Source organism: Actinomyces glycerinitolerans (genome assembly GCF_900098745.1).
In the GTDB taxonomy this organism is placed as follows: domain Bacteria; phylum Actinomycetota; class Actinomycetes; order Actinomycetales; family Actinomycetaceae; genus Actinomyces; species Actinomyces glycerinitolerans.
Genome location: NZ_FQTT01000010.1, coordinates 264,567 through 283,550 on the forward strand (window position 1 = coordinate 264,567; position 18,984 = coordinate 283,550).

The window sequence follows — 18,984 nt, forward strand, 5'->3', positions numbered from 1 at the left end:
ATCGCCGTCGTCGTCGTACATACCGGAAGGGATGTGGGCCCGGTATCGGCCGTGCCCCAGGCCCAGGAGGTGGCCCTGCTTCCCGGAACCGTCTTGTACACCGGCCGCTTCCTCCAGGTCGCCGGACACACCATCGAACTGATCGAGCAGCTCATGCCCACCGACGACCAGCAGTGGGCCAGCCAGCTCACCAACGACGCCGTCGCCCAACTCATGCGCGCCGTCGCCACCACCATCACCAACGCCCAGGGCCAAACACCCCCGGTAGACCCCGCCTACTGCGCCCGCTTCGCCGTACCAATCGCATGAAACAGCCCGGCACATGCTGCAGTGCCGGGACGACGGGTTGATCAACTCACTGACAAGCTGAACCAGCACCCGGCTCCACAGCAGCCAGAGCCGATCACCGCAGCCCGTAACGCCGCTCCTGACTCTCACGCACCACCTGCTGCGCCTGCCAGGTGACGCCCGACAGCGGAATGTACTCATGCGTCTCCTGCGTGTAGCCGCGGGCCACCGCCCAGTCCCAGATCCGCGAGCACTGGGCCACGGCCCGAGCCTCCAGCGACGGCGGCCACGCCCCCATCCAGGACAGTCCCGTCAGCGCCACCGCCTGTCCATCCGGCATCACCATGTAGGCATCCGCGCTCTTAACCACCTTCCCCAGCGTCACGCGGGCGAACAGGCTGGTGCGCGAGGTCGGCCAGGGGAAGTCGCGCGTTTGTCCGAACACATGCAGGTGGATTCCGGTCGTGTCCAGTACGGTGTGACTGCGCGCCATGGTGACGACCAGAGCCAGCGACGCCAGGCCCGCGAACAGCGCCACCAGCATGTAGCCGATCCTGTCCGGCTCATTCACCAGGTACCAGCCGGCGCCGTACAGGCAGGCAAGTCCGAAACCCGCCGTCAACCAGAAGGCAAAGCCACCGGATGTCGTGATGTTGGACTTGAGCACGAGCCGCTCCTGCGAGAGCGGGATCGGGGCCAGTTCAACTTTCAGGGGCTGCTCCTCACCCGCCATTCCCGGCTGCTGAAAACCCGCAGGATAAGGCTGCCCGGCCGACGGCGTCGTCGCCCCCTGGCCGGCCGGGGGGCCCGGCTGCACGTAACCGTAGCCGGACTGCGTGGGGACGTGCCCATACTGACCGCTCCCGAGCGCCTGCCCGCCGGCATCTGAGCCGTACTCGGGAGCTCCATACCCGCCGGGCTGCCCGTACTGGCCGTAACCCTGCACGCCCGGGCGCAGCCCTTGCCCCTGCACCTGAGGCTCCTGGCCCTGCCCCCGTCCCGGTGTCGGCTGCGTCATCTCACTCTCCTCTGTCACGGGACGATCATGATAACGACCGGGGCTAGTCGACGGGAACCCCGGGATGACGCGGCGGCGAGGCAGATGTCACGCCTTCAGCGCCCGCACAACGGTGACAGTCCGGACACAACTGGCGTAGCGTGTTCGTGACGTGTGGGTGGTCGGCCCCCCCACCACGCCTGGCGCTTCGACGTCGGCGCGAGGGTGGGGAGCGCTCCCCACTCTCATGCCTTCAGATCAATGCCCTCACCGGCTACGGTCGTTCACATACGGCTCCACCGCCACCTCAACCACTACAGATTTACATCCGCCCCTGCGAACAGTTGGAGACACAATGTCCGGTACTTTCTCGGTCGACTACGACACCGCGACGAGCAACTCCGCCAAGATGGCCACCGCCTCCGACGAGTACGCCTCACCAGCAGCAACCAGCGTGGACTCGGTCACCGTCAACCAGTCGACCACGACCTGGTCCACCCACACCCAGGCCCACTCCTGCATGCGCGCATACACCGATGTGCTCGATCAGCTCCAGGCCTGCATCGCCTCCACGCAGAAGGATCTGGACACGCTCAAGACGAACTATGACGCCGCCGTCACCGCCTTCACCGAGCAGGACGAGCAGAGTAAGGAAGACGCGTTACAGACCCTTAAGAAATGGAGCGAGAACCGCTCCGAAATCCCCGACACATCGAGGCCGCGAGGGCTGCCCGGCGGTCCCGCTCAGGCAAGGCCCACCGCCGAGTAGCCTCCACCGCCCGCGGCCGTACGATTCGCACGCGCCTCGGCCCGGCGTAGAGAAACCAAGATGACTGACATACGACGAAGGATCGACAAGGACTAACGAAGCATGGGAACGAACGCCGACGAGTTGAAGAAGATCCACGACCTCGACCTGGACGACTACGGGGACGACGTCATCCTCGCCCAGATCCGGTCGAACTTGGTCTCCTGCGACGACACCATCCGCACGATCGCCGCCAGCCCCGCCTTCGAGGGCGAGACCCAACTCGCCGTCAACGGGGCACTCGCCCAGCTGCAGGCGGAGGTGCGCAAATGGTACGCAGCAGTAGACGCCATCAAATCCGAGCGCACCACGGCCCGCGACTCCATGCGCACCGCCAAGCCCAAGTACGACGAACTGCCCGAGCACACCTCAGACATCATGGATGAAGAAATCGTCATTGAGGACAGGCGTAACAGGCAGGCCGCCGAAGCGCTCTCCCCCATGGACACCACGCTGACCGCCTCGGCAGCGGCCCTGCGCGCGATTGACCTCTCACGGCCGGAGTTCGACCCGAATCGCCAGGTCAACCAGACACCGCTCGACGAGCTTCCCAGCTCCAGTTCCGCAGGCAACGGCGGCGGCGGTGGCACCACTTCGGGAGCAGGCGCCGGCGGCGGTGGGGCCGCAGGCTCCGGAGGAGCCGGGAGCACCGCCGGCTACGGGGCAGGCACTTACGCCACCGGTCACGCCGTCCCCCTCGTGCCAACCGCAACCGGTACAGCCGCAATCGGTACGACGGCGGTCACCGCGACTTCGCGTCTCGTTCCCAACACCCATATCGGTCACTCCGTCACCCAGGTTGATCGCTTCACCAGCAGAGTCAACGGTCCGGCTTCGACACAGAGCACCGCATTTGCGTCGGCACGCTACACGGTTGAGAACGGCAAACTCATCCCCCTGGCATCCGCAAGTCACACCACGTCAGTCGGCGGAGCGGGCGGTCCCGGCACCACCGGCCTTGTCGCCGGAACTGCTGGCACTGTCGGCGCCACAGCCGCGGCCGCGGCTGTCGTGCGCGGGTTGAGCGGAGCCAGCGGAACCGCAGCCGTCGGCACCAGCGCAACAATGGGCGCCACCACGACCGCCGGCATCAACGGCAGCACCGGAATGGCGGCTACCACTGCTGGTGCCGCTTCCGCTCAGGGCAGCAGCACCGCGGGATCCGCCGCGCACGGCGCAACCGGACGCCCCGCCATGGGTGCGCCGGCCGCGGGACGCGGCGGGGGGCAGTCGCGCCAACGGCGGCGCCCCCACGGCACCTACGACATCCCACTGCTGGAAGACGAGGTCCAGGAGGACTACATCGCGGATCCCGGGGTGGCCGGGCAGGCGGGCTCGCTGGAGACCTTGACCACCCCGGAGTGGACCCAGGAGTCCGACTCCTGGTGACCCCGACGAACAACGCCTGAACGCGAGCGGCGTCCTTCGCCTCCCGGAGCGGCTAACGGATGTTCTCTCAGTCGTCCAGCTCCAGGAGCATGCGGGTATTGCCCAGGGTGTTGGGCTTGGCACGCGCCAGGTCGAGGAACTCGGCGACGCCGTCGTCGTGGCTGCGCAGCATCTCCACGAAGATGTCGGTACCCACGGGCGTGCCCTGAATCTCCTTGAACCCGTGGGCGGCGAAGAAGTCGACCTCGAAGGTCAGGCAGAACACCCGCCGCAACCCCAGGGTGCGGGCACGGTCCAGCAGGTTGTTCAAAATGGCATGGCCGACGCCGTGGTGCAGGTGGTCGCGGCGTACCGCCAGCGTGCGCACCTCCGCGATGTCATCCCACATGACGTGTAGGGCGCCGCAGCCGATCAGCCCCGACTCGGTAGCGCCGTCGAGTTGGCCGGTGCCCTCCGCGACGGTGAACTCCTGAATGTCCTCGAAGTAGTTGATCAGGTCCTTACCGATCAGGATGCGCCGCTCCGCATAGGGGCGCACGAGCTCGGCGATGGCGCGCGCGTCGGCAGGGCGGGCGGGGCGCAGCACGGTGCGCCAGGCCGCGTCCCGGAAGCGGTCGGGCAGCCGGGCGGCAGCGTCGGACGCAGCCACGGGTACCGCCGGCGATGCCGTCGGGGCGGCAGACGCCGCCGCATCCGCCGCGGTGGTCGCATCCGTTTCGGCTCCCGCGCTGGTTGCGGGCACCACGGCGCTCGACTCAGCGTTGTCGGTGCTGGGCATATTGCGCATGCGGCCCATGTTCGCGCTTCTCCTTCCGTGCGGCCAGCGCCAGCACCGCGCGGGCGGTCGCGTCGTCGACCACCAGGTCGGTGGCCACGCGGGCCCGCAACGCCGCCAGCAGGGCGCGCGTCTTGCCGACACCCGCCACCACACACAGTCTGCGAGGAATCCGCGACAGCTGCGCCGGCGTCGGACCGGTGGCGCGCACATTGAGGGCGACGTCACGCCAAGTGCCGTCCTGACGCAGCATGACGGTGCACACGTCACCGACGACGCCGTCGCGCAGCAGCAGGGCGCGGTCCTGCTCGCTCAGGTGCCCGCCGCTGTAGACCTGACTGGGCAGCGCCGCATTCGGATCCAGTGAGCCGACGCCGAAAACCGCCAGGCTCGCCCGGTCCGCGAGCGCCAGCACGCGCCGCACGGAACGCTCCGACCACATGGCCTCCCGGGTGGCGGCGTGGTCGAAGAACGCGGGAACCGGGAAGGCAACCGTGCGCGCGCCGAGTCGCTCGGAGAAGTCGGCCAATACCTCCCCCACATTCGGGCCGTCGCCCTCGGGTGCGGTGGCCCCGTTGAGTTGAACCACGGTCAGTCCCGGCACGCGGCGCCGCGGCAGGGCGGCGGAGACCTCCGACATGGTGGTGCCCCAGGCCGCGCCCATCACCCCGTTCTCGGGGGCGAGGGCCACCAGCTCCTCGGCGGCCACGGCGGCAACCTGCTCCAGCCGGTGAATCTCGGTGGTGCCCTCACGCACGGGCACGATCCGGGCGGAGACGTTGAAGGTTTCCCTCAGTGCGGCCTCCAGGGTGCCGGCACCGCCGGGCGCGGTCAGGGTTATGCGGACAATGCCGTCGGCGCGTGCCCGCGTCAGCAGGCGGGACACGGTGGAGCGCGACACGCCCAGGTGGCGGGCGATCACGTCCATGGTCTCCCCCTGGACGTAGTACATCGAGGCGGCCTCATAGCAGCGCTCGGGTGAGACCGTGCTGCCGGCCCCCTCCGTCATGCATCCCCCTGTCACCCACTGGCCTGCACGTTCGTGCGCCATGAGCGACCATTATCGCATGCGCCGGCGGCTGCCCTTGACACCTGGCACCGGTTTGGACCCCGTAAGTCGGTCTGGACCGCTCGCGTCAGTTTGGATCGCCCCAGTAGCACACTGCGACGACCCAAACCGAAAGCATGGGTCCGAACAGGAGGGTGGCGGCCCAAACGGGTTGGACGCGGTATCCGCGGGATCAGCGCGCCCGGTCGGCGCGCTCCGGCTTGGGCTCGATGCCGGCCAGCCGGGACAGGCCGTAGGCGGCGTGCAGCACCCAGATCGGGTGGACCGTCTTGACGCCGCTGGACTGCTCGATCTGCCAACGGCAGGTCTCGGTCTCACACACCGCCAGGTTCGGGTTCACCTCACGCACGATGTCGAACAGGGGTCCACCGACCGCCTGGGCGACGTCGTACTTCTCCTTCTTCAACCCGTAGGTGCCGGCGATGCCGCAGCAGGCCCGGCCGGACTCGACCACGTGGAAGCCCGGCACCAGTTCCATGAGCTCGATCGCGGGCATCCCCATGTTCTGCCCCTTGAGCTGGCAGGGGGCGTGGTAGGCGACCGTGGCGTCGATGCGGCGGAAGTGGTGCGGCAACTCACCGGCGTCGTCCAGGTCGCGCAGGAACTCCGACAGCTCCACGGTCCGCGGGGACACGTCGGCGAGTACCTCGGCGTCCACGCCCATGATCTCGTGAGCCTCGTGCTTGAGCATGCCGGCGCAGGAGCCGGAGGAGGACACGATCGTCAGGTCCTTGCCGGCCGCCGCCAGCTGCTCGCACAACTTGACCACGTTGGCCGACGCCTGCCCGTACAGGCCGTTGGACTGGGCGGCCAGGCCGCAGCAGCCCTGCTTGGGCACGATCACCTCATAGCCGATGTGCTCAAGCACCTCGATGGCGCGCTTGGAGGTCTCCACCTCGAAGTAGCCACCGGCGCAGCCGTGGAAGAACACGATCGGCCCACGCGAGCCGGCGGGCACCAGCGTGCGGGCCCGCTTGGTGCGACGACGCAGCCAGCCGGCCAGTGACTGCGGCTGTGCGTGCGGCATGGGCGCGTCGCGGTGCACCCCGACCGTCTTCTCCATGACCACGCGGATGGGCTTGTTGGCCAGTGCGGCGTTGGCCAGCGGCGCGATAGGGGTCATCACCTTGCCCATGAGGGTGGTCTGGGTGATCAGCCGGTCGCGCACGGGCACAGCGTTGTTCTGCGCGCGCATGACGGCGCGGGCCTGGTTGTTCAGTTCGGCGATCTTCACGCCCTGCGGGCACACCCGCGTGCAGGTGCCACAGGAGGAGCAGTAGTCGATGGAGTGGTCCACGCTCTCCCCGTTGCGGTAGCGCTCCGCCTGCGGGCCGACGAACTTCGGGCCGGGGAACAGGTCGGTGACCTCCATGACCGGGCACATCGTCTCGCAGATGGTGCACTTGACGCAGCAGTCAAGGCTGGCTCGAGCCAGCGAGTGGGCGGCGGTTTCGACGGCGGCGGCGCCGCTCTTGACCCGCGCCCCGCCCTTGCCGGGCAGCGGCAGGTCCCAGCGCTGAGCCAGGGTGTCGACGTCGAACATCAGTCCTGCTCCTTCGTTACGTTCAAGCTGTCGTTGTTCGCGTCCGGGGCCGCGCCGTGGCCGAGCTCGGCCATCACCGCGGCGGCCGCCGCCTCGGCCGAGCCGAGCGCAATGCCCTCCCCCGACTTCTCGCTCCAGCGCACCGCGCCGGCCAGCACCCCGCCGGCGGCATGGACACCGGCCAGGACGGGGGCGCCATCGGGGCCGAGCGGCCGCATCTGCGCATCGACCGCCACGCCCACGCGGAACAGTCCCTGGGGCGCGCCCCAGTAATCGTGGTGGATCAGGCGGCGCAGGTTCTCCTGCCCGTCCGCGCTGACCCCGGCCAGCGGCAGGCCCAACACCGTGTCGGTGACCTGCCCGTGGGAGTCCATGGTCAGGGCCCCGGACTCGAAGCCGCCGGCGGCCAGGATGAAGGCGTCGGCACGGTGCTCGCGGGGTCGGCCCGCGGCCGCACTGGTGACGGAGACCAGTCGGCCGCCCTCGATGCGGCTGTCGACGACGCGTGCCCCCATGACCACGCGCACGCGCTCGGCGGAGGCGAGCCGGTCCAGCCAGTGCTCCAGCCGCAGCCCGGGTACCGACGGCGGCACCAGGGGAATCTCGCCGACGGGCGCGCCGAGGCGGTCGGCGAGTTCCCGGAAGACGCCGGGGCGGTTCAGCCCGAGCACGGCGGGCAGCAGCACGGTCTCGCCGTCGCGCACCCTGCCGTCCAGCAGGCGGGCGAGCCGGTCGATCCCGTCCGGGTGGTCCAGGGCGCGGGCATGCCCGACCGCGTTGGTGTCGCTCTCGCCTGCGCGGGCCTCGAAGTCGACGGTGATGGCGCGCGCCTGCACGCGTCCGCCGCCGGGCAGTTCGGCGCGCCCCAGGTTCCCGGCCACCATGTCGGCGGTGAAGTCCTTGAGCCGGGCTAGGCCGACCACCAGGTAGCGGCCGCCGTCGTGCAGCACGGACGCCTGCATGGAGGGCTGCACCAGCAGGGTGGGGCGCACGGCCCCCAGCGCCGTGGGCAGCCACAGGTTCGCGGGCCCCTCGCCGCTGTTCACGGCGGAGCCGCCCTGCCCCGTGCCGGCGTCCTCCGCGGCGCCGTCCGGGCGCGCGGTCAGCAGGTCGGAGCCGACCAGGGCGGCGAAACGATCCACGCCGGCGGCAGTGGCCTCCCGGCCGATCACCCGATAGGGATGGCCCTCCGGCAGCAGGTCGGCCGCGGCAATGGCGGCGTAGGGGTGGGTGATGGCACGGCGTGCGGCTCGCTCCGCCTCGCCTCCGGCTCCCGGACCGGCCGGTCCGGCCGCGCCGCCGAGCCGTCCGAGCACGTCGATGGTTCCGGGCGACAGGGCCAGCCCGCCCATGCCCTTGGTGACCAGGGTGACGCCGGCTCCGGCCCGGCGCAGCCGCAGGGCGGCGGCGTAGCCGGCGATCCCGGCGCCGATGACGACGACGTCGCTGTTCATGCACGGACCTCCTGGTTGGCTGCGGCAGTGGCGTGGGTCGCGCCGGCGAGGGCCGCGGCTTCGGCGTCGAGCCGGGGAGCTGCGGCCAGGGCGGCCAGGGCCTCCGCCAGTTCGTCGGGCCGCTGCTCGCCGTCCTCCGCGTTCTCAATCGGGGTGGCCGCGGCGGCGGGGGCCGCGGCGGCGGGCAGGTCCTCGACGTCGAGCGTGCCCTGCAGCATCCAGAAGTCCAGGGCCGCCTCGCGGACCTGCTCGCCGTGCAGGATGGACCACAGCCCGATCCAACGGTGCCGCAGGAAGGTACGCAGCAGCTCGGTCGCCTCGGCAGCATCGGTACGCCCCTGGCACACGTGTACGCCGGCCACGCGGGCGGCGCAGAAACCGCCCTGGCACGGGCCCATGCCGATGCGCAACTGGCGGCGCAGGTCGTCGAAGGAGGCGTCGGGCTGCTCGTCCATCAGGTCGGTGAGCATCTTGCGGGTGACCAGTTCGCACTCGCAGATGATCTGGTCCTCCAGCCGATCCTGCTCCCGGGCCGCCAGCCGGTGGGTGATGCGGTAGTTGTGGCCGGACTCGGAGCCGGGGACGGACTCGGTGTCCGTGGTGCACGGCCGCTCCACGCCCAGCTCGGCGCAGACGGCGTCGACCGTGTTCTTGGCCATCAGCCGGTAGGTGGTCAGCTTGCCGCCGGCCACGGTGATCAGCCCGGCCAGGCCCTCGGCCTCGCTGTGCCGCAGCACGGTCATGCCGCGGCTCATGTGGCGGGTATCGGTGCCGGATACGCGCTTGTCGCGCACCAGTGGCCGGGCGCCGGCCCAGGCGTGCACCAACCGCGTCTGCCGGAACCCGGGGATGAGGACCTCGCCGGCGTCGAGCATCTGGGCGACCTCTTCGCGGGGAATCGGGATGTGATCGGGGTCGGGGATGCGACTGTCGGTGGTGCCGATGATGGACACCGTGTGGTCGGGGACGAGGATGTCGCCGTCGGCGGGGTAGACGCAGCGATTGATGACGTGGTTGACCAGCCGGTGGTTGACGGCGATCATGATGCCCGCGCCGGCCACGATCTCCACCGCCTCGGAGCCGGCCATGGCGGCCAGGCGCCCGCCCCAGGGGCCGGCGGCGTTGACGACCATGGCACAGGAGATGGTCAGGTCCTCGCCGGTCTTGAGCCCGTGGGCCCGCACGGCGACGACGCGGCGGTCTTCCCCCTCGCCCTCAACCACCAGGTCGGTGACCTCGTGGTAGGTCAGGATCTCGGCGCCGTGAGCCCGGGCCGAGCGGGCGGCGCCCCACACCATCTGCCAGCCGTCCACGGCGGCGTCGTTGACGGCGAAGGCTCGCTTGATGCCGGGGTTCAGGCGCGGCTCCAGCCGCAGCGCCTCGGACAGGCTCAACTCCTCGCAGGCGACGCCGGTCTCCTGCGCGCCGATGAGGAAGCGGTCGGAGAATTCCAGGTCGTCCTCGGGGGTGACGACGAACATGCCGCCGGTGCGCTCGACGGCGTCGGCGTGGACGCGGGAGACGATGGCGTTCTCCTCGGCGCACTCGCGGGCGGAGCCGGGGTCGGATACGACGTAGCGGCCGCCGGAGTGCAGCAGCCCATGGAAGCGGCCGGAGGTGCCCTGTGCCAGGTCGGCGCGCTCCAGCAGCACGACGCTCAGGCCACGCATGGCGGCGTCCCGGGCGACCCCGACGCCGGTGGCGCCGCCGCCGACGACGACCACGTCGGCAGTCATGGCTCTCACTTTTTAGGACCTCCTCGTCCGGCTCGGCGGGGCGGCCACGCCGGGCCACCCGAACTGTTTGTCATTTTCATGACTACACGGCGTCGGGAGCTCGTGCACGCCGAATGCGCAAACGTTCACCGCGCGACACGACGGCGCGCACCTATTTCCCGTAACGATCGGACAAACCCCCTTTTTTCTTTGCAAATCCGCCGACTTCGCAACTGAGTTTCACCTCACCAACCTTCCGTCCCGGCGGTGCAGAGCTCCGAATCGGGGGCCGCCGTCGAGTACTTTCTAGGGTGTTCGGGCACAGCAACGACTCCGCCCGATCCTTCGTGGAACGCGGGCGGCGGCAGGCCGCTCGCCCTACACATCGAGCACGCTGTCGTGCAGAAAGTGAGCAGGCCATGAGTCTCGCCCAGATCTTCCTATCGGAGTTCTTCGGGACGTTCATCCTCATCCTCTTTGGTGCCGGCGTCTGCGCCGCCGTCAATCTCCCCAAGTCCAAGGCGCAGGGATCCGGCTGGATCGTCATCGCCTTCGGATGGGGCCTGGCGGTCTTCATGGGCGTCTACGCCGCCTACGCCACCGGCGGTCACCTGAACCCGGCAGTCACCATCGGCCTGGCCGTAGCCGGCAAGGATCTGGCGGCGGGTGTCCCTGCCACCGCCGCGAACATCTGCATCTACATCCTCGCCCAGATGCTGGGCGCCATCGTCGGCGCTGTCGCAGCCTGGCTGGCCTACAAGAAGCACTTCGACGAGCAGGCCCCCGGCGAGGTCAAGCTCAGCTGCTTCTCCACCGGCCCCGGCATCCGCTCCTACGGCTGGAACGTCGTCACCGAGGCCATCGGCACCTTCGCCCTGGTCTCCTGGGTGATCTACAACGGCAAGTCCCCCTCCGAGCTCGGCCCGCTGGCGGTGGCCTTCGTGATTGTCGCCATCGGCCTGTCGCTGGGTGGCCCCACCGGCTACGCCATCAACCCCGCCCGTGACCTGGGTCCGCGCATCGCCTACGCGTTCCTGCCGATCCCGGGCAAGGGCTCCGCTGACTGGGCCTACTCCTGGGTGCCGGTGGTCGGCCCGCTCCTCGGCGGCGTCGTCGCCGGTCTGCTCATCCCGAACATGGCCGGGCTGTTCTGACATTCGCCCGCAATCACAATGAAGTGAACTGAAAGGACTCGTTCATGACCGAAGCAACCGAGACCGAGAAGTACGTCCTGGCAATCGACCAGGGCACCACCTCCTCCCGCGCGATCGTCTTCAACCACTCCGGCCAGGTCGTCTCCATCGGCCAGCAGGAATTCACCCAGATCTTCCCCAACCCCGGCTGGGTCGAACACAACCCGGTGGAGATCTGGGAGTCGGTGCGCGCCGTCGTCGCCGAGGCCCTGCAGAAGGCGGAGATCAACCGCCACTCGCTGGCCGCCGTCGGCATCACCAACCAGCGCGAGACCACCATCGTGTGGGACAAGAACACGGGCGAGCCGATCTACAACGCCATCGTCTGGCAGGACACCCGCACCGCATCGATCGCCCGCGAGATCGCCGCCGGCGACCCGCTCGGCACCGAGCGCTACCGCCAGATCACCGGCGAGAACATCTCCACCTACCCCTCGGCCACCAAGGTGAAGTGGATCCTGGACAACGTGCCCGGGGCCCGCGAGAAGGCCGAGGCCGGAGACCTGCTGTTCGGCACCCCCGACACCTGGGTCGTGTGGAACCTGACCGGCGGCGTCAACGGCGGCGTCCACGTCACCGACGTCACCAACGCCTCCCGCACGCTGCTGATGGACGTGCGCACGCTGAAGTGGCGCGAGGACATCTGCGCCGACTTCGGCATCCCGATGTCCATGCTGCCCGAGATCCGCTCCTCCTCCGAGATCTACGGCTACGGTCGCAAGAACGGCCTGCTGATCGACACCCCGATCTCCGGCATTCTCGGCGACCAGCAGGCGGCCACCTTCGGGCAGGCCTGCTTCGAGGTCGGCACTGCTAAGAACACCTACGGCACCGGCTGCTTCATGCTGATGAACACCGGTGAGGAGCCCGTCTTCTCGAAGAACGGCCTGCTGACCACGGTGCTGTACCAGCTCGGCGACGCCAAGCCGGTGTACGCGCTAGAGGGCTCCATCGCGGTGGCGGGCTCGCTGGTGCAGTGGCTGCGCGACAACCTCGGCATGATCGAGAAGTCGAGCGACATTCAGGCGCTGGCACAGACCGTGGAGGACAACGGCGGGGTGTACTTCGTGCCCGCCTTCTCCGGCCTGTTCGCCCCCTACTGGCGCGACGACGCCCGCGGCGTGATCGTGGGTCTGACCCGCTACGCCACCAAGGGGCACATCGCCCGCGCCGTGGAGGAGTCCACCGCCTTCCAGTCCGCCGAGTTGCTCGACGCGATCAACGCCGACGCCGGGGTGCCGCTCAAGGAGCTCAAGGTCGACGGCGGCATGACCAACGACGACCTGGTCATGCAGTTCCAGGCCGACCTGTGCGGCGTCGACGTCATCCAGCCCGTGGTGGCCGAGACCACCGCGCTGGGCGCGGCCTACGCCGCCGGCATCGCGGTGGGCTTCTGGAACGGCACCGAGGACGTCGTGGCCAACTGGCAGGAGGGCAAGCGCTGGACGCCGTCCATGGACGCCGCCGAGCGCGACCGCACCTACCGCCTGTGGAAGAAGGCCGTCACCCGCACCTTCGACTGGGTTGACGACGACGTGAAGTGAGCGTCGGCGTCCGGGCCGCCGCGTGAGTCCCAGGCCGGCTGACGCGACCTCAACCCGAGCACCCGCACACCGAAACCTGCTGGGGCCCGGCACCGTGATGGTGCCGGGCCCCAGTGCCTACCCGACAAACCCGGCCCCGTGCGGGCGGTGCCGCATCAGGTTCCCCAATCAGGTTTCCCAAGCTTCATGTGACGAGAGCGAATTGATGTGATAATTCAATGGTCGCCGTCGCCGCACGGCCTCGTCACGATCCCAACCGACTTCGACACCGTCGTCGCCCACCCCGCCCGGAACAGCTCATGACACTTACAGCATCCCTGCTCGCCACGGCCTTCACGCCCTCGACGACCGCCGTCGGTGGCAATGTCTTCCTCACCGCGATCATCGGTCTCCTGCCACTGATCGCGTTCTTCGTACTCATGGGCGCCTTCAAGGTCGCCACCCACTGGTGCGCGATCATCTCCCTGGTGCTTTCCGCCGTGATCGCCGTCGTCGCCTTCCACATGCCGGTGGGGATGACGGCGCTGTCGGCCACGCAGGGCCTGGCCATGGGCTTCGTGCCGATCATCTACATCATCATCGCCGCCGTCTGGCTGTACAACCTCACCGAGACCTCCGGCCGCAGCCAGGACCTGAAGGCCGTGTTCAACGCCATCGGCAAGGGCGACCAGCGCGCCCAGGCCCTGATCGTCGCCTTCTGCTTCTGCGGCCTGCTGGAGGGGCTGGCCGGTTTCGGCGCCCCCGTGGCGATCACCGCCGCCATGCTGGTGACCCTGGGGGTGCCCAAGCTCAAGGCCGCGATCACCACCATCGTGGGCAACGGCATCTACGTCGGCTTCGGCGCCATGTCCATCCCGGCAACCACCGCCGGGAACCTCGGCGGCGAGGATCCGGTTTCCGTCGCCCAGAACATGGGTCACCTGACCTCCCTCATCTGCGTGCTGGTGCCCTTCCTGCTGCTGTTCATCCTCGACGGCGCCCGCGGGGTGCGGCAGCTGTGGCCGCTGGCGCTGGTGGCCGGCATCGCGGCCGGCATCGGCCATTTCGTCACCCCCAGCCTCTCCTACGAGCTGACCTCGGTGGTGGGCGCGCTGCTCGCCTTCGCCGCCTGCTACCTGTTCCTGCTGGCCTGGACGCCGAACACGCCGGGTGAGTACCACTCCGAGGTCGCGGCCGCCGACAAGCCCGACCGCGAGCGCGTCATCCTGGCGCTGCTGCCCTACGTGCTCGTGGTGGTCATCATCGCCATCACCAAGTTGTGGAAGCTCGGCGTGGACCTGTCCGCCGTCCTGTCCGGCACCGATATCAAGATCCCCTGGCCGGGCGTGTACGGCAACCTGCTCACCGCCGACGGCGAGGCCTCCAGCTCCGCGGTCTACAACCTCCAGACGCTGTCCAACCCGGGCACCTGGATCCTGCTCACGGCGGTGATCGTGTGCATCGTCTACGGCACCCGTTCCTCGGGCGGGCGCTTCCAGACCTCCATCGGCGCCATGTTCGCGGTGCTGCCGCGCACGATCTACACGCTGCGCATGTCCATCCTGACCATCGCCTCCGTGATGGCCCTGGCCTACGTCATGAACTTCTCCGGCCAGACCACGGCCGTGGGCGCCGCCCTGGCCACCACCGGCGCGGCCTTCGCCTTCCTGTCCCCCGTGCTGGGCTGGGTCGGCACGGCGGTGGCGGGCTCGGCCACCAGCGCCGGCGCGCTGTTCGCCAACCTGCAGGCCACCGCCGCCGCACAGGCCCACCTGGACCCGCGCATTCTGCTGGCCGCCAACACCATCGGCGGCGGCCTGGGCAAGATCGTCTCCCCGCAGAACTTGGCGGTGGTCACCACGGCCGTGGACGCCCCCGGCACCGACGCGGAGATCCTCAAGAAGGCCGCCCCCTACTCCATCGGGCTGCTGCTGGTGCTTTGCTGCCTGGTGCTGGCCGCCTCCCAGGGCTGGCTGGGCGCCTACATGCCGGCGTGACGTCGGGCCAAACATGACGTCCTCGAACCGTCGTACTCGTTGCGCGCGTCGGCACCTGAGAAGCGGGGGCCTCGGCACGGCAGTCGCCTGCATAACTATGAGCGCAGTCCTTCTCCTTGGCGCGTGCTCCTCTGCGCCCTCACAGGAACAGGGCAATGGGCAGGACGAACGTTTCGCCGAATTCACGCAGTACGTTCCCGACCCACTGACCGTGCAGACCTCCCTGGACTCGGTCACCAGCCGCATGCCGGCCATGGGTGCCACGGACGTGCACTTCGTCGGGCAGTATCGGGTCAACAAGGGCGAGTCCCGGCTGCCGGAGCCCGATCGCCCCTACTGGTTCCACGCCGTCATCGAAGTCGACCGGGCCACCAGCCAGGCTCTGAGCGACGCCGCGACTACCACGCCCGACCTGCTGCCGCCGATCTACCCCGACCTGCACCAATACGTTCCCCAGGACTGCACCTTCGTCACCGTCCCGGAGTCCGACGCGAACCGGATTCTCGACACCGAGAACGCCGACCTCGAGGGAGGCTCGGAGCGGTTCACCGTGGATGAGCTGGCACTGTCCACCGAGCGCAACCTCGTCGTCATGGTCGGCACCGGGCACTACTCCTGACGGCGTAACACCATGCTCAAGGGGGCAGGGCTCGTGGCGGGGTGGCAATTCCCGTAGGGATCCCTTAAGCGGCGGGACGACGCTTCGTACCTTCCGGTGGACGCTTCGTACCCTCCGGTGACGGTTCGGCACTCCAGGGTACGAACCGTCGCCGGAGGGTACGAAGCGCTGATGCCAAGTGCCGAAGCGTCGTCGGAAGTGCCGAAGCGTCGGCGCCAGGTGGCCAACCGCAAACAGCCGCGCACCCCGGAAACCGCCCCGCCCCCACACCCGCACCCTCGAACCGGAAGAGTCAGCCAACGACATCGTCGGCCGCACGCGGCAACAGGTGAGGAAAACCGAAGACCGGACTTGCGGAATGTGATCCAAAACGCGCCCGCCGCGGCGCCCACACGACCACCCGCCGACCCGAAACGCCACCACTTTCCCCCGAGATTCCAGGCCTCACCCAGGGAGCTCGAAGGTGCTCGCGCCGACCGGTGGAGACGGCCGCGCCGCCGTCCTAACCTGGTCACGGTTACGCCAACGCCGCCGTGGAGGAAAGGACCCCATCCCTTGCGCATCGCACTATTCGCCACGTGTCTGGCAGACACGATGTTCCCTCAGGCCGCACAGGCCACCGTCAGTATTCTCGAGCGCCTCGGCCACGAGGTGGTCTTCCCCCAGGGGCAGGCCTGCTGTGGTCAGATGCACGCCAACACCGGTTACTTCAAGCAGGCCGCCTCCATCGTGGCCAACCACGTCAAGACCTTCGAGCCGGTCCTGGACGGGGAGTGGGACGCAGTCGTCGTACCCTCCGGGTCCTGCGCGGGCGCCGCCCGGCACGAACAGCGGCTCGTGGCCGAGCACGTGGGCGACGCCGCCCTGGTCAAGCGGGTGGACGCCCTGAGCAAGTACACCTACGACATCTCCGAGTTCCTCGTCGACGTACTCGGCCTGGAGGACGTGGGCGCCTACTTCCCGCACACGGTCACCTACCACCCCACCTGCCACTCCATGCGGGTGGCGCACGTCGGCGACCGCCCCTACCGGCTGCTGCGGGCCGTCGAGGGCCTGACCCTCATCGAGCTTCCCGATGAGAAGGTGTGCTGCGGCTTCGGCGGCACCTTCTCCATCAAGAACTCCGACACCTCCACCGCCATGGTCGCGGACAAGGCCGCCAACGTCATGTCCACCGGCGCCGAGGTGCTGTGCACCGGCGACTACTCCTGCCTCATGAACATCGGCGGGGCCCTGTCCCGCGTCAACTCCGGCGTGCGCGTCATGCACCTGGCGGAGATTCTCGCCTCCACCAAGGAAGCCCCGTTCGAGGGCCACGTCTCCTTCCAGCCCAGCAAGGATCAGGTGCGACTGTAATGACCCAGACGTTTCTAGGCATGCCCGCCTCCGCCCCCGACGAGCAGCCCCACACCGGTGGCTGGCGCACCAATGTCGCGGTCCCGCAGGACACGCTGCGCTGGGGCCACACCTTCCCCGAGGGCGCCCACAAGACCCTCGCCAACACCCAGATGCGCCGCAACCTGGGCCACGCCACCCGCACCATCCGCAACAAGCGGCAAATGCGCGTGGACGAGATGCCCGACTGGGAGGACCTGCGCAACGCGGCGGAGGCCGTCAAGTTCGAGGTCGCCTCCCGTCTACCGGAACTGTTGGAGCAGTTCGAGGCCAATGTGACCGCCAACGGCGGCATCGTCCACTGGGCCCGCGACGCCGCCGAGGCCAACCAGATCGTCGCCGACATCATCAAGTCCAAGGGCGTGGACGACGTCGTCAAGATCAAGTCGATGGCCACCCAGGAGACCAACCTCAACGAGTACCTGGCGGACGAGGGCATCACCGCGCACGAGACCGACCTGGCCGAGATGATCGTCCAGCTCGCCGACGACATGCCCTCCCACATCGTGGTTCCGGCCATCCACCGCAACCGTTCCGAGGTGCGCGGCATCTTCCTGGACCGCATGGGCGACGCCCCCGAGAACCTCTCGGACAACCCGCAGGAGCTCACCGCCGCCGCGCGTGCACACCTGCGCCGCAAGTTCCTGCACGCCAAGGTGGCCGTCTCCGGCACCAACATGGGCGTGGCCGAGACCGGCACCGTCTCCATCTTCGAGTCCGAGGGCAACGGCCGCATGTGCCTGACCCTGCCGGACACGCTGATCACGCTGATGGGCATTGAGAAACTGGTCCCCCGCTTCCAGGACGTGGAGATCTTCACCCAGCTGCTGCCCCGCTCCGCGACCGGCGAGCGCATGAACCCCTACACCTCCATGTGGACGGGCGTCACTCCCGGCGACGGCCCGCAGGAGTTCCACCTGATCCTCATGGACAACGGCCGCACCAAGGTGCTCACCGACCCGATCGGTCGGCAGGCCCTGGCCTGCATCCGCTGCGGCTCGTGCATGAACATCTGCCCCGTCTACCAGCACACCGGCGGGCACGCCTACGGCTCGGTCTACCCCGGTCCGATCGGCTCGATCCTCACCCCCCAGCTCACGCAGGGGCTCGACGACGACGATCCGGTCCACACCCTGCCCTTCGCCTCCTCCCTGTGCGGGGCCTGCGGGGAGGTGTGCCCGGTCAAGATCGACATCCCCACCATCCTGATTCACCTGCGGGCCCGCAGCGTGGACGTCAAGCGCCGCCTGGTGCCGGACATGTGGGACGTGGCCATGAACGCCACCACCCCGATCATGTCCAATGGCAAGGCCTGGCTGGCGGCCACCGAGGGGGTCAAGGCCACCCGGCTGATCGGGCATGACGGGCGCATCGGAGCCCTGCCCTTCCCCGCCTCCCTGTGGACGCGCTCGCGCGACCTGCCGATCGCCCCCAAGGAGTCGTTGCGGCACTGGTGGAAGCGCACCCATCCAGATGGCGTCACCCCGGCCCGCCCGGCCACCGACGCCGTCGACGCCGCCCAGCCCGCCGCCACCGAGGAGAACCGCTGATGGATGCCAAGACCGCCATTCTCGCCCGTGCCCGCGAGGCCATCTCCCGCTCTCAGCAGGGCCGCCCGGTGCGCGAGATCCCGCGTGACTACATTCGTGTCGGCGCCGATGCCCCCGGCTCGGAGCCGGTGGTGACGGACATGATCGAGAAGCTCGAGGACTACTCCGCGAAGGTGGTACAGGCCTCGAAGGACGCCGCCATCCTGGACGGTATCGACGAGCTGCTCGGAGAGGCGAGGACCGTCGTCGTCCCCGCCGGGCTGCCCGCCGCGTACAAGGAAGCGGCCGCCCGCAACGGACGCAAAGTGGTGGAGGACTCCCGCGAGCAGCAGATCCCCACGCTCGAACTCAACGAGATCGACGCCGTCGTCACCTGCTCCCGGGTGGGCGTGTCCCTGTCCGGGACGATCTGCCTGGACGGAGAACCCGATCAGGGCCGGCGCGCCATCACCCTCGTGCCGGACAAGCACGTGATCGTGCTGGAACGCGAGATGATCATGCCGACCGTGCCGCAGGCCGTCGACGTGCTCGGCCGGCACCCCACCCGCCCGATGACCTGGATCGCCGGCCCCTCGGCGACTTCCGACATTGAGCTGGTGCGTGTCAACGGCGTGCATGGCCCGCGCAACCTGGGCGTGGTCATCGCCCACTGAGACCAGTGCCGCCTAT

At 69.0% G+C, this 18,984-nt stretch carries 16 protein-coding genes; 10 read left to right on the top strand and 6 right to left on the bottom strand.

Annotated elements, in window-relative coordinates:
- Positions 1-309 (top strand): hypothetical protein (locus tag ACGLYG10_RS16345; RefSeq protein WP_211482999.1); only part of this gene is annotated, 309 nt, incomplete at its 5' end.
- Positions 310-403: 94 nt separating this feature from the next.
- Here ACGLYG10_RS16345 and ACGLYG10_RS07700 read toward each other — a convergent pair.
- Positions 404-1,306, bottom strand: coding sequence for a hypothetical protein (locus tag ACGLYG10_RS07700; protein ID WP_073330038.1), 903 nt, complete (start codon positions 1,304-1,306; stop codon positions 404-406).
- 334 nt (positions 1,307-1,640) lie between these two features.
- Here ACGLYG10_RS07700 and ACGLYG10_RS07705 point away from each other — a divergent pair, with 334 nt between their 5' ends.
- Together ACGLYG10_RS07705 and ACGLYG10_RS16225 are read left to right on the top strand one after the other, a co-directional pair.
- Positions 1,641-2,054 carry a hypothetical protein gene (locus ACGLYG10_RS07705; RefSeq protein ID WP_073330041.1) on the top strand — a complete coding sequence of 138 codons (414 nt, stop codon included), beginning with the start codon at positions 1,641-1,643 and terminating at the stop codon, positions 2,052-2,054.
- A 102-nt stretch (positions 2,055-2,156) separates the two neighbouring features.
- Positions 2,157-3,482, top strand: a complete 1,326-nt coding sequence (locus tag ACGLYG10_RS16225; RefSeq protein WP_170866489.1) for a hypothetical protein — start codon at positions 2,157-2,159, stop codon at positions 3,480-3,482.
- Between the two features lie 67 nt (positions 3,483-3,549).
- Here the strand turns inward: ACGLYG10_RS16225 and ACGLYG10_RS07720 are convergent, their stop codons facing one another.
- From ACGLYG10_RS07720 to glpA, 5 genes are all read right to left on the bottom strand, one after another.
- Positions 3,550-4,260 carry an amino-acid N-acetyltransferase gene (locus ACGLYG10_RS07720; protein ID WP_083565793.1) on the bottom strand — a complete coding sequence of 237 codons (711 nt, stop codon included), beginning with the start codon at positions 4,258-4,260 and terminating at the stop codon, positions 3,550-3,552.
- Entirely contained in the window at positions 4,238-5,266 is a 1,029-nt protein-coding gene (locus ACGLYG10_RS07725; protein ID WP_073330051.1) for a sugar-binding transcriptional regulator, read from the bottom strand. Before ACGLYG10_RS07725 ends, ACGLYG10_RS07720 begins: the two co-directional genes overlap by 23 nt.
- A 232-nt stretch (positions 5,267-5,498) precedes the next feature.
- Entirely contained in the window at positions 5,499-6,869 is a 1,371-nt protein-coding gene (locus tag ACGLYG10_RS07730; protein ID WP_083565747.1) for an anaerobic glycerol-3-phosphate dehydrogenase subunit C, read from the bottom strand.
- Entirely contained in the window at positions 6,869-8,323 is a 1,455-nt protein-coding gene (glpB, locus tag ACGLYG10_RS07735) for a glycerol-3-phosphate dehydrogenase subunit GlpB (RefSeq protein ID WP_073330054.1), read from the bottom strand. The genes ACGLYG10_RS07730 and glpB overlap by 1 nt, the downstream gene beginning before the upstream one ends.
- Complete coding sequence (glpA, locus tag ACGLYG10_RS07740) at positions 8,320-10,068, bottom strand: anaerobic glycerol-3-phosphate dehydrogenase subunit GlpA (RefSeq protein WP_083565748.1); 1,749 nt, start codon at positions 10,066-10,068, stop codon at positions 8,320-8,322. The genes glpB and glpA overlap by 4 nt, the downstream gene beginning before the upstream one ends.
- A 389-nt stretch (positions 10,069-10,457) precedes the next feature.
- Between glpA and ACGLYG10_RS07745 the strand changes: the two genes are divergently transcribed.
- The 7 genes from ACGLYG10_RS07745 (at position 10,458) to ACGLYG10_RS07775 (ending at position 18,968) form a co-directional block, all read left to right on the top strand.
- On the top strand, positions 10,458-11,192 hold the full coding sequence (locus ACGLYG10_RS07745; RefSeq protein WP_073330061.1) for an MIP/aquaporin family protein: 735 nt from the start codon (positions 10,458-10,460) through the stop codon (positions 11,190-11,192).
- 44 nt (positions 11,193-11,236) lie between these two features.
- Positions 11,237-12,775, top strand: coding sequence for a glycerol kinase GlpK (gene glpK, locus ACGLYG10_RS07750; RefSeq protein ID WP_073330064.1), 1,539 nt, complete (start codon positions 11,237-11,239; stop codon positions 12,773-12,775).
- A 299-nt stretch (positions 12,776-13,074) separates the two neighbouring features.
- Complete coding sequence (locus tag ACGLYG10_RS07755; RefSeq protein WP_073330067.1) at positions 13,075-14,751, top strand: L-lactate permease; 1,677 nt, start codon at positions 13,075-13,077, stop codon at positions 14,749-14,751.
- A gap of 97 nt (positions 14,752-14,848) precedes the next feature.
- The gene (locus tag ACGLYG10_RS07760) at positions 14,849-15,370 is read left to right on the top strand and encodes a hypothetical protein (protein WP_073330070.1); all 522 of its coding nucleotides are present in this window, start codon (positions 14,849-14,851) and stop codon (positions 15,368-15,370) included.
- Positions 15,371-15,925: 555 nt separating this feature from the next.
- Entirely contained in the window at positions 15,926-16,726 is an 801-nt protein-coding gene (locus ACGLYG10_RS07765) for a (Fe-S)-binding protein (RefSeq protein ID WP_073330073.1), read from the top strand.
- Positions 16,726-18,315, top strand: coding sequence for a LutB/LldF family L-lactate oxidation iron-sulfur protein (locus ACGLYG10_RS07770; protein WP_073330076.1), 1,590 nt, complete (start codon positions 16,726-16,728; stop codon positions 18,313-18,315). The genes ACGLYG10_RS07765 and ACGLYG10_RS07770 overlap by 1 nt, the downstream gene beginning before the upstream one ends.
- Positions 18,315-18,968, top strand: a complete 654-nt coding sequence (locus ACGLYG10_RS07775) for a LutC/YkgG family protein (RefSeq protein WP_073330079.1) — start codon at positions 18,315-18,317, stop codon at positions 18,966-18,968. Before ACGLYG10_RS07770 ends, ACGLYG10_RS07775 begins: the two co-directional genes overlap by 1 nt.
- Positions 18,969-18,984 lie beyond the last annotated feature (16 nt).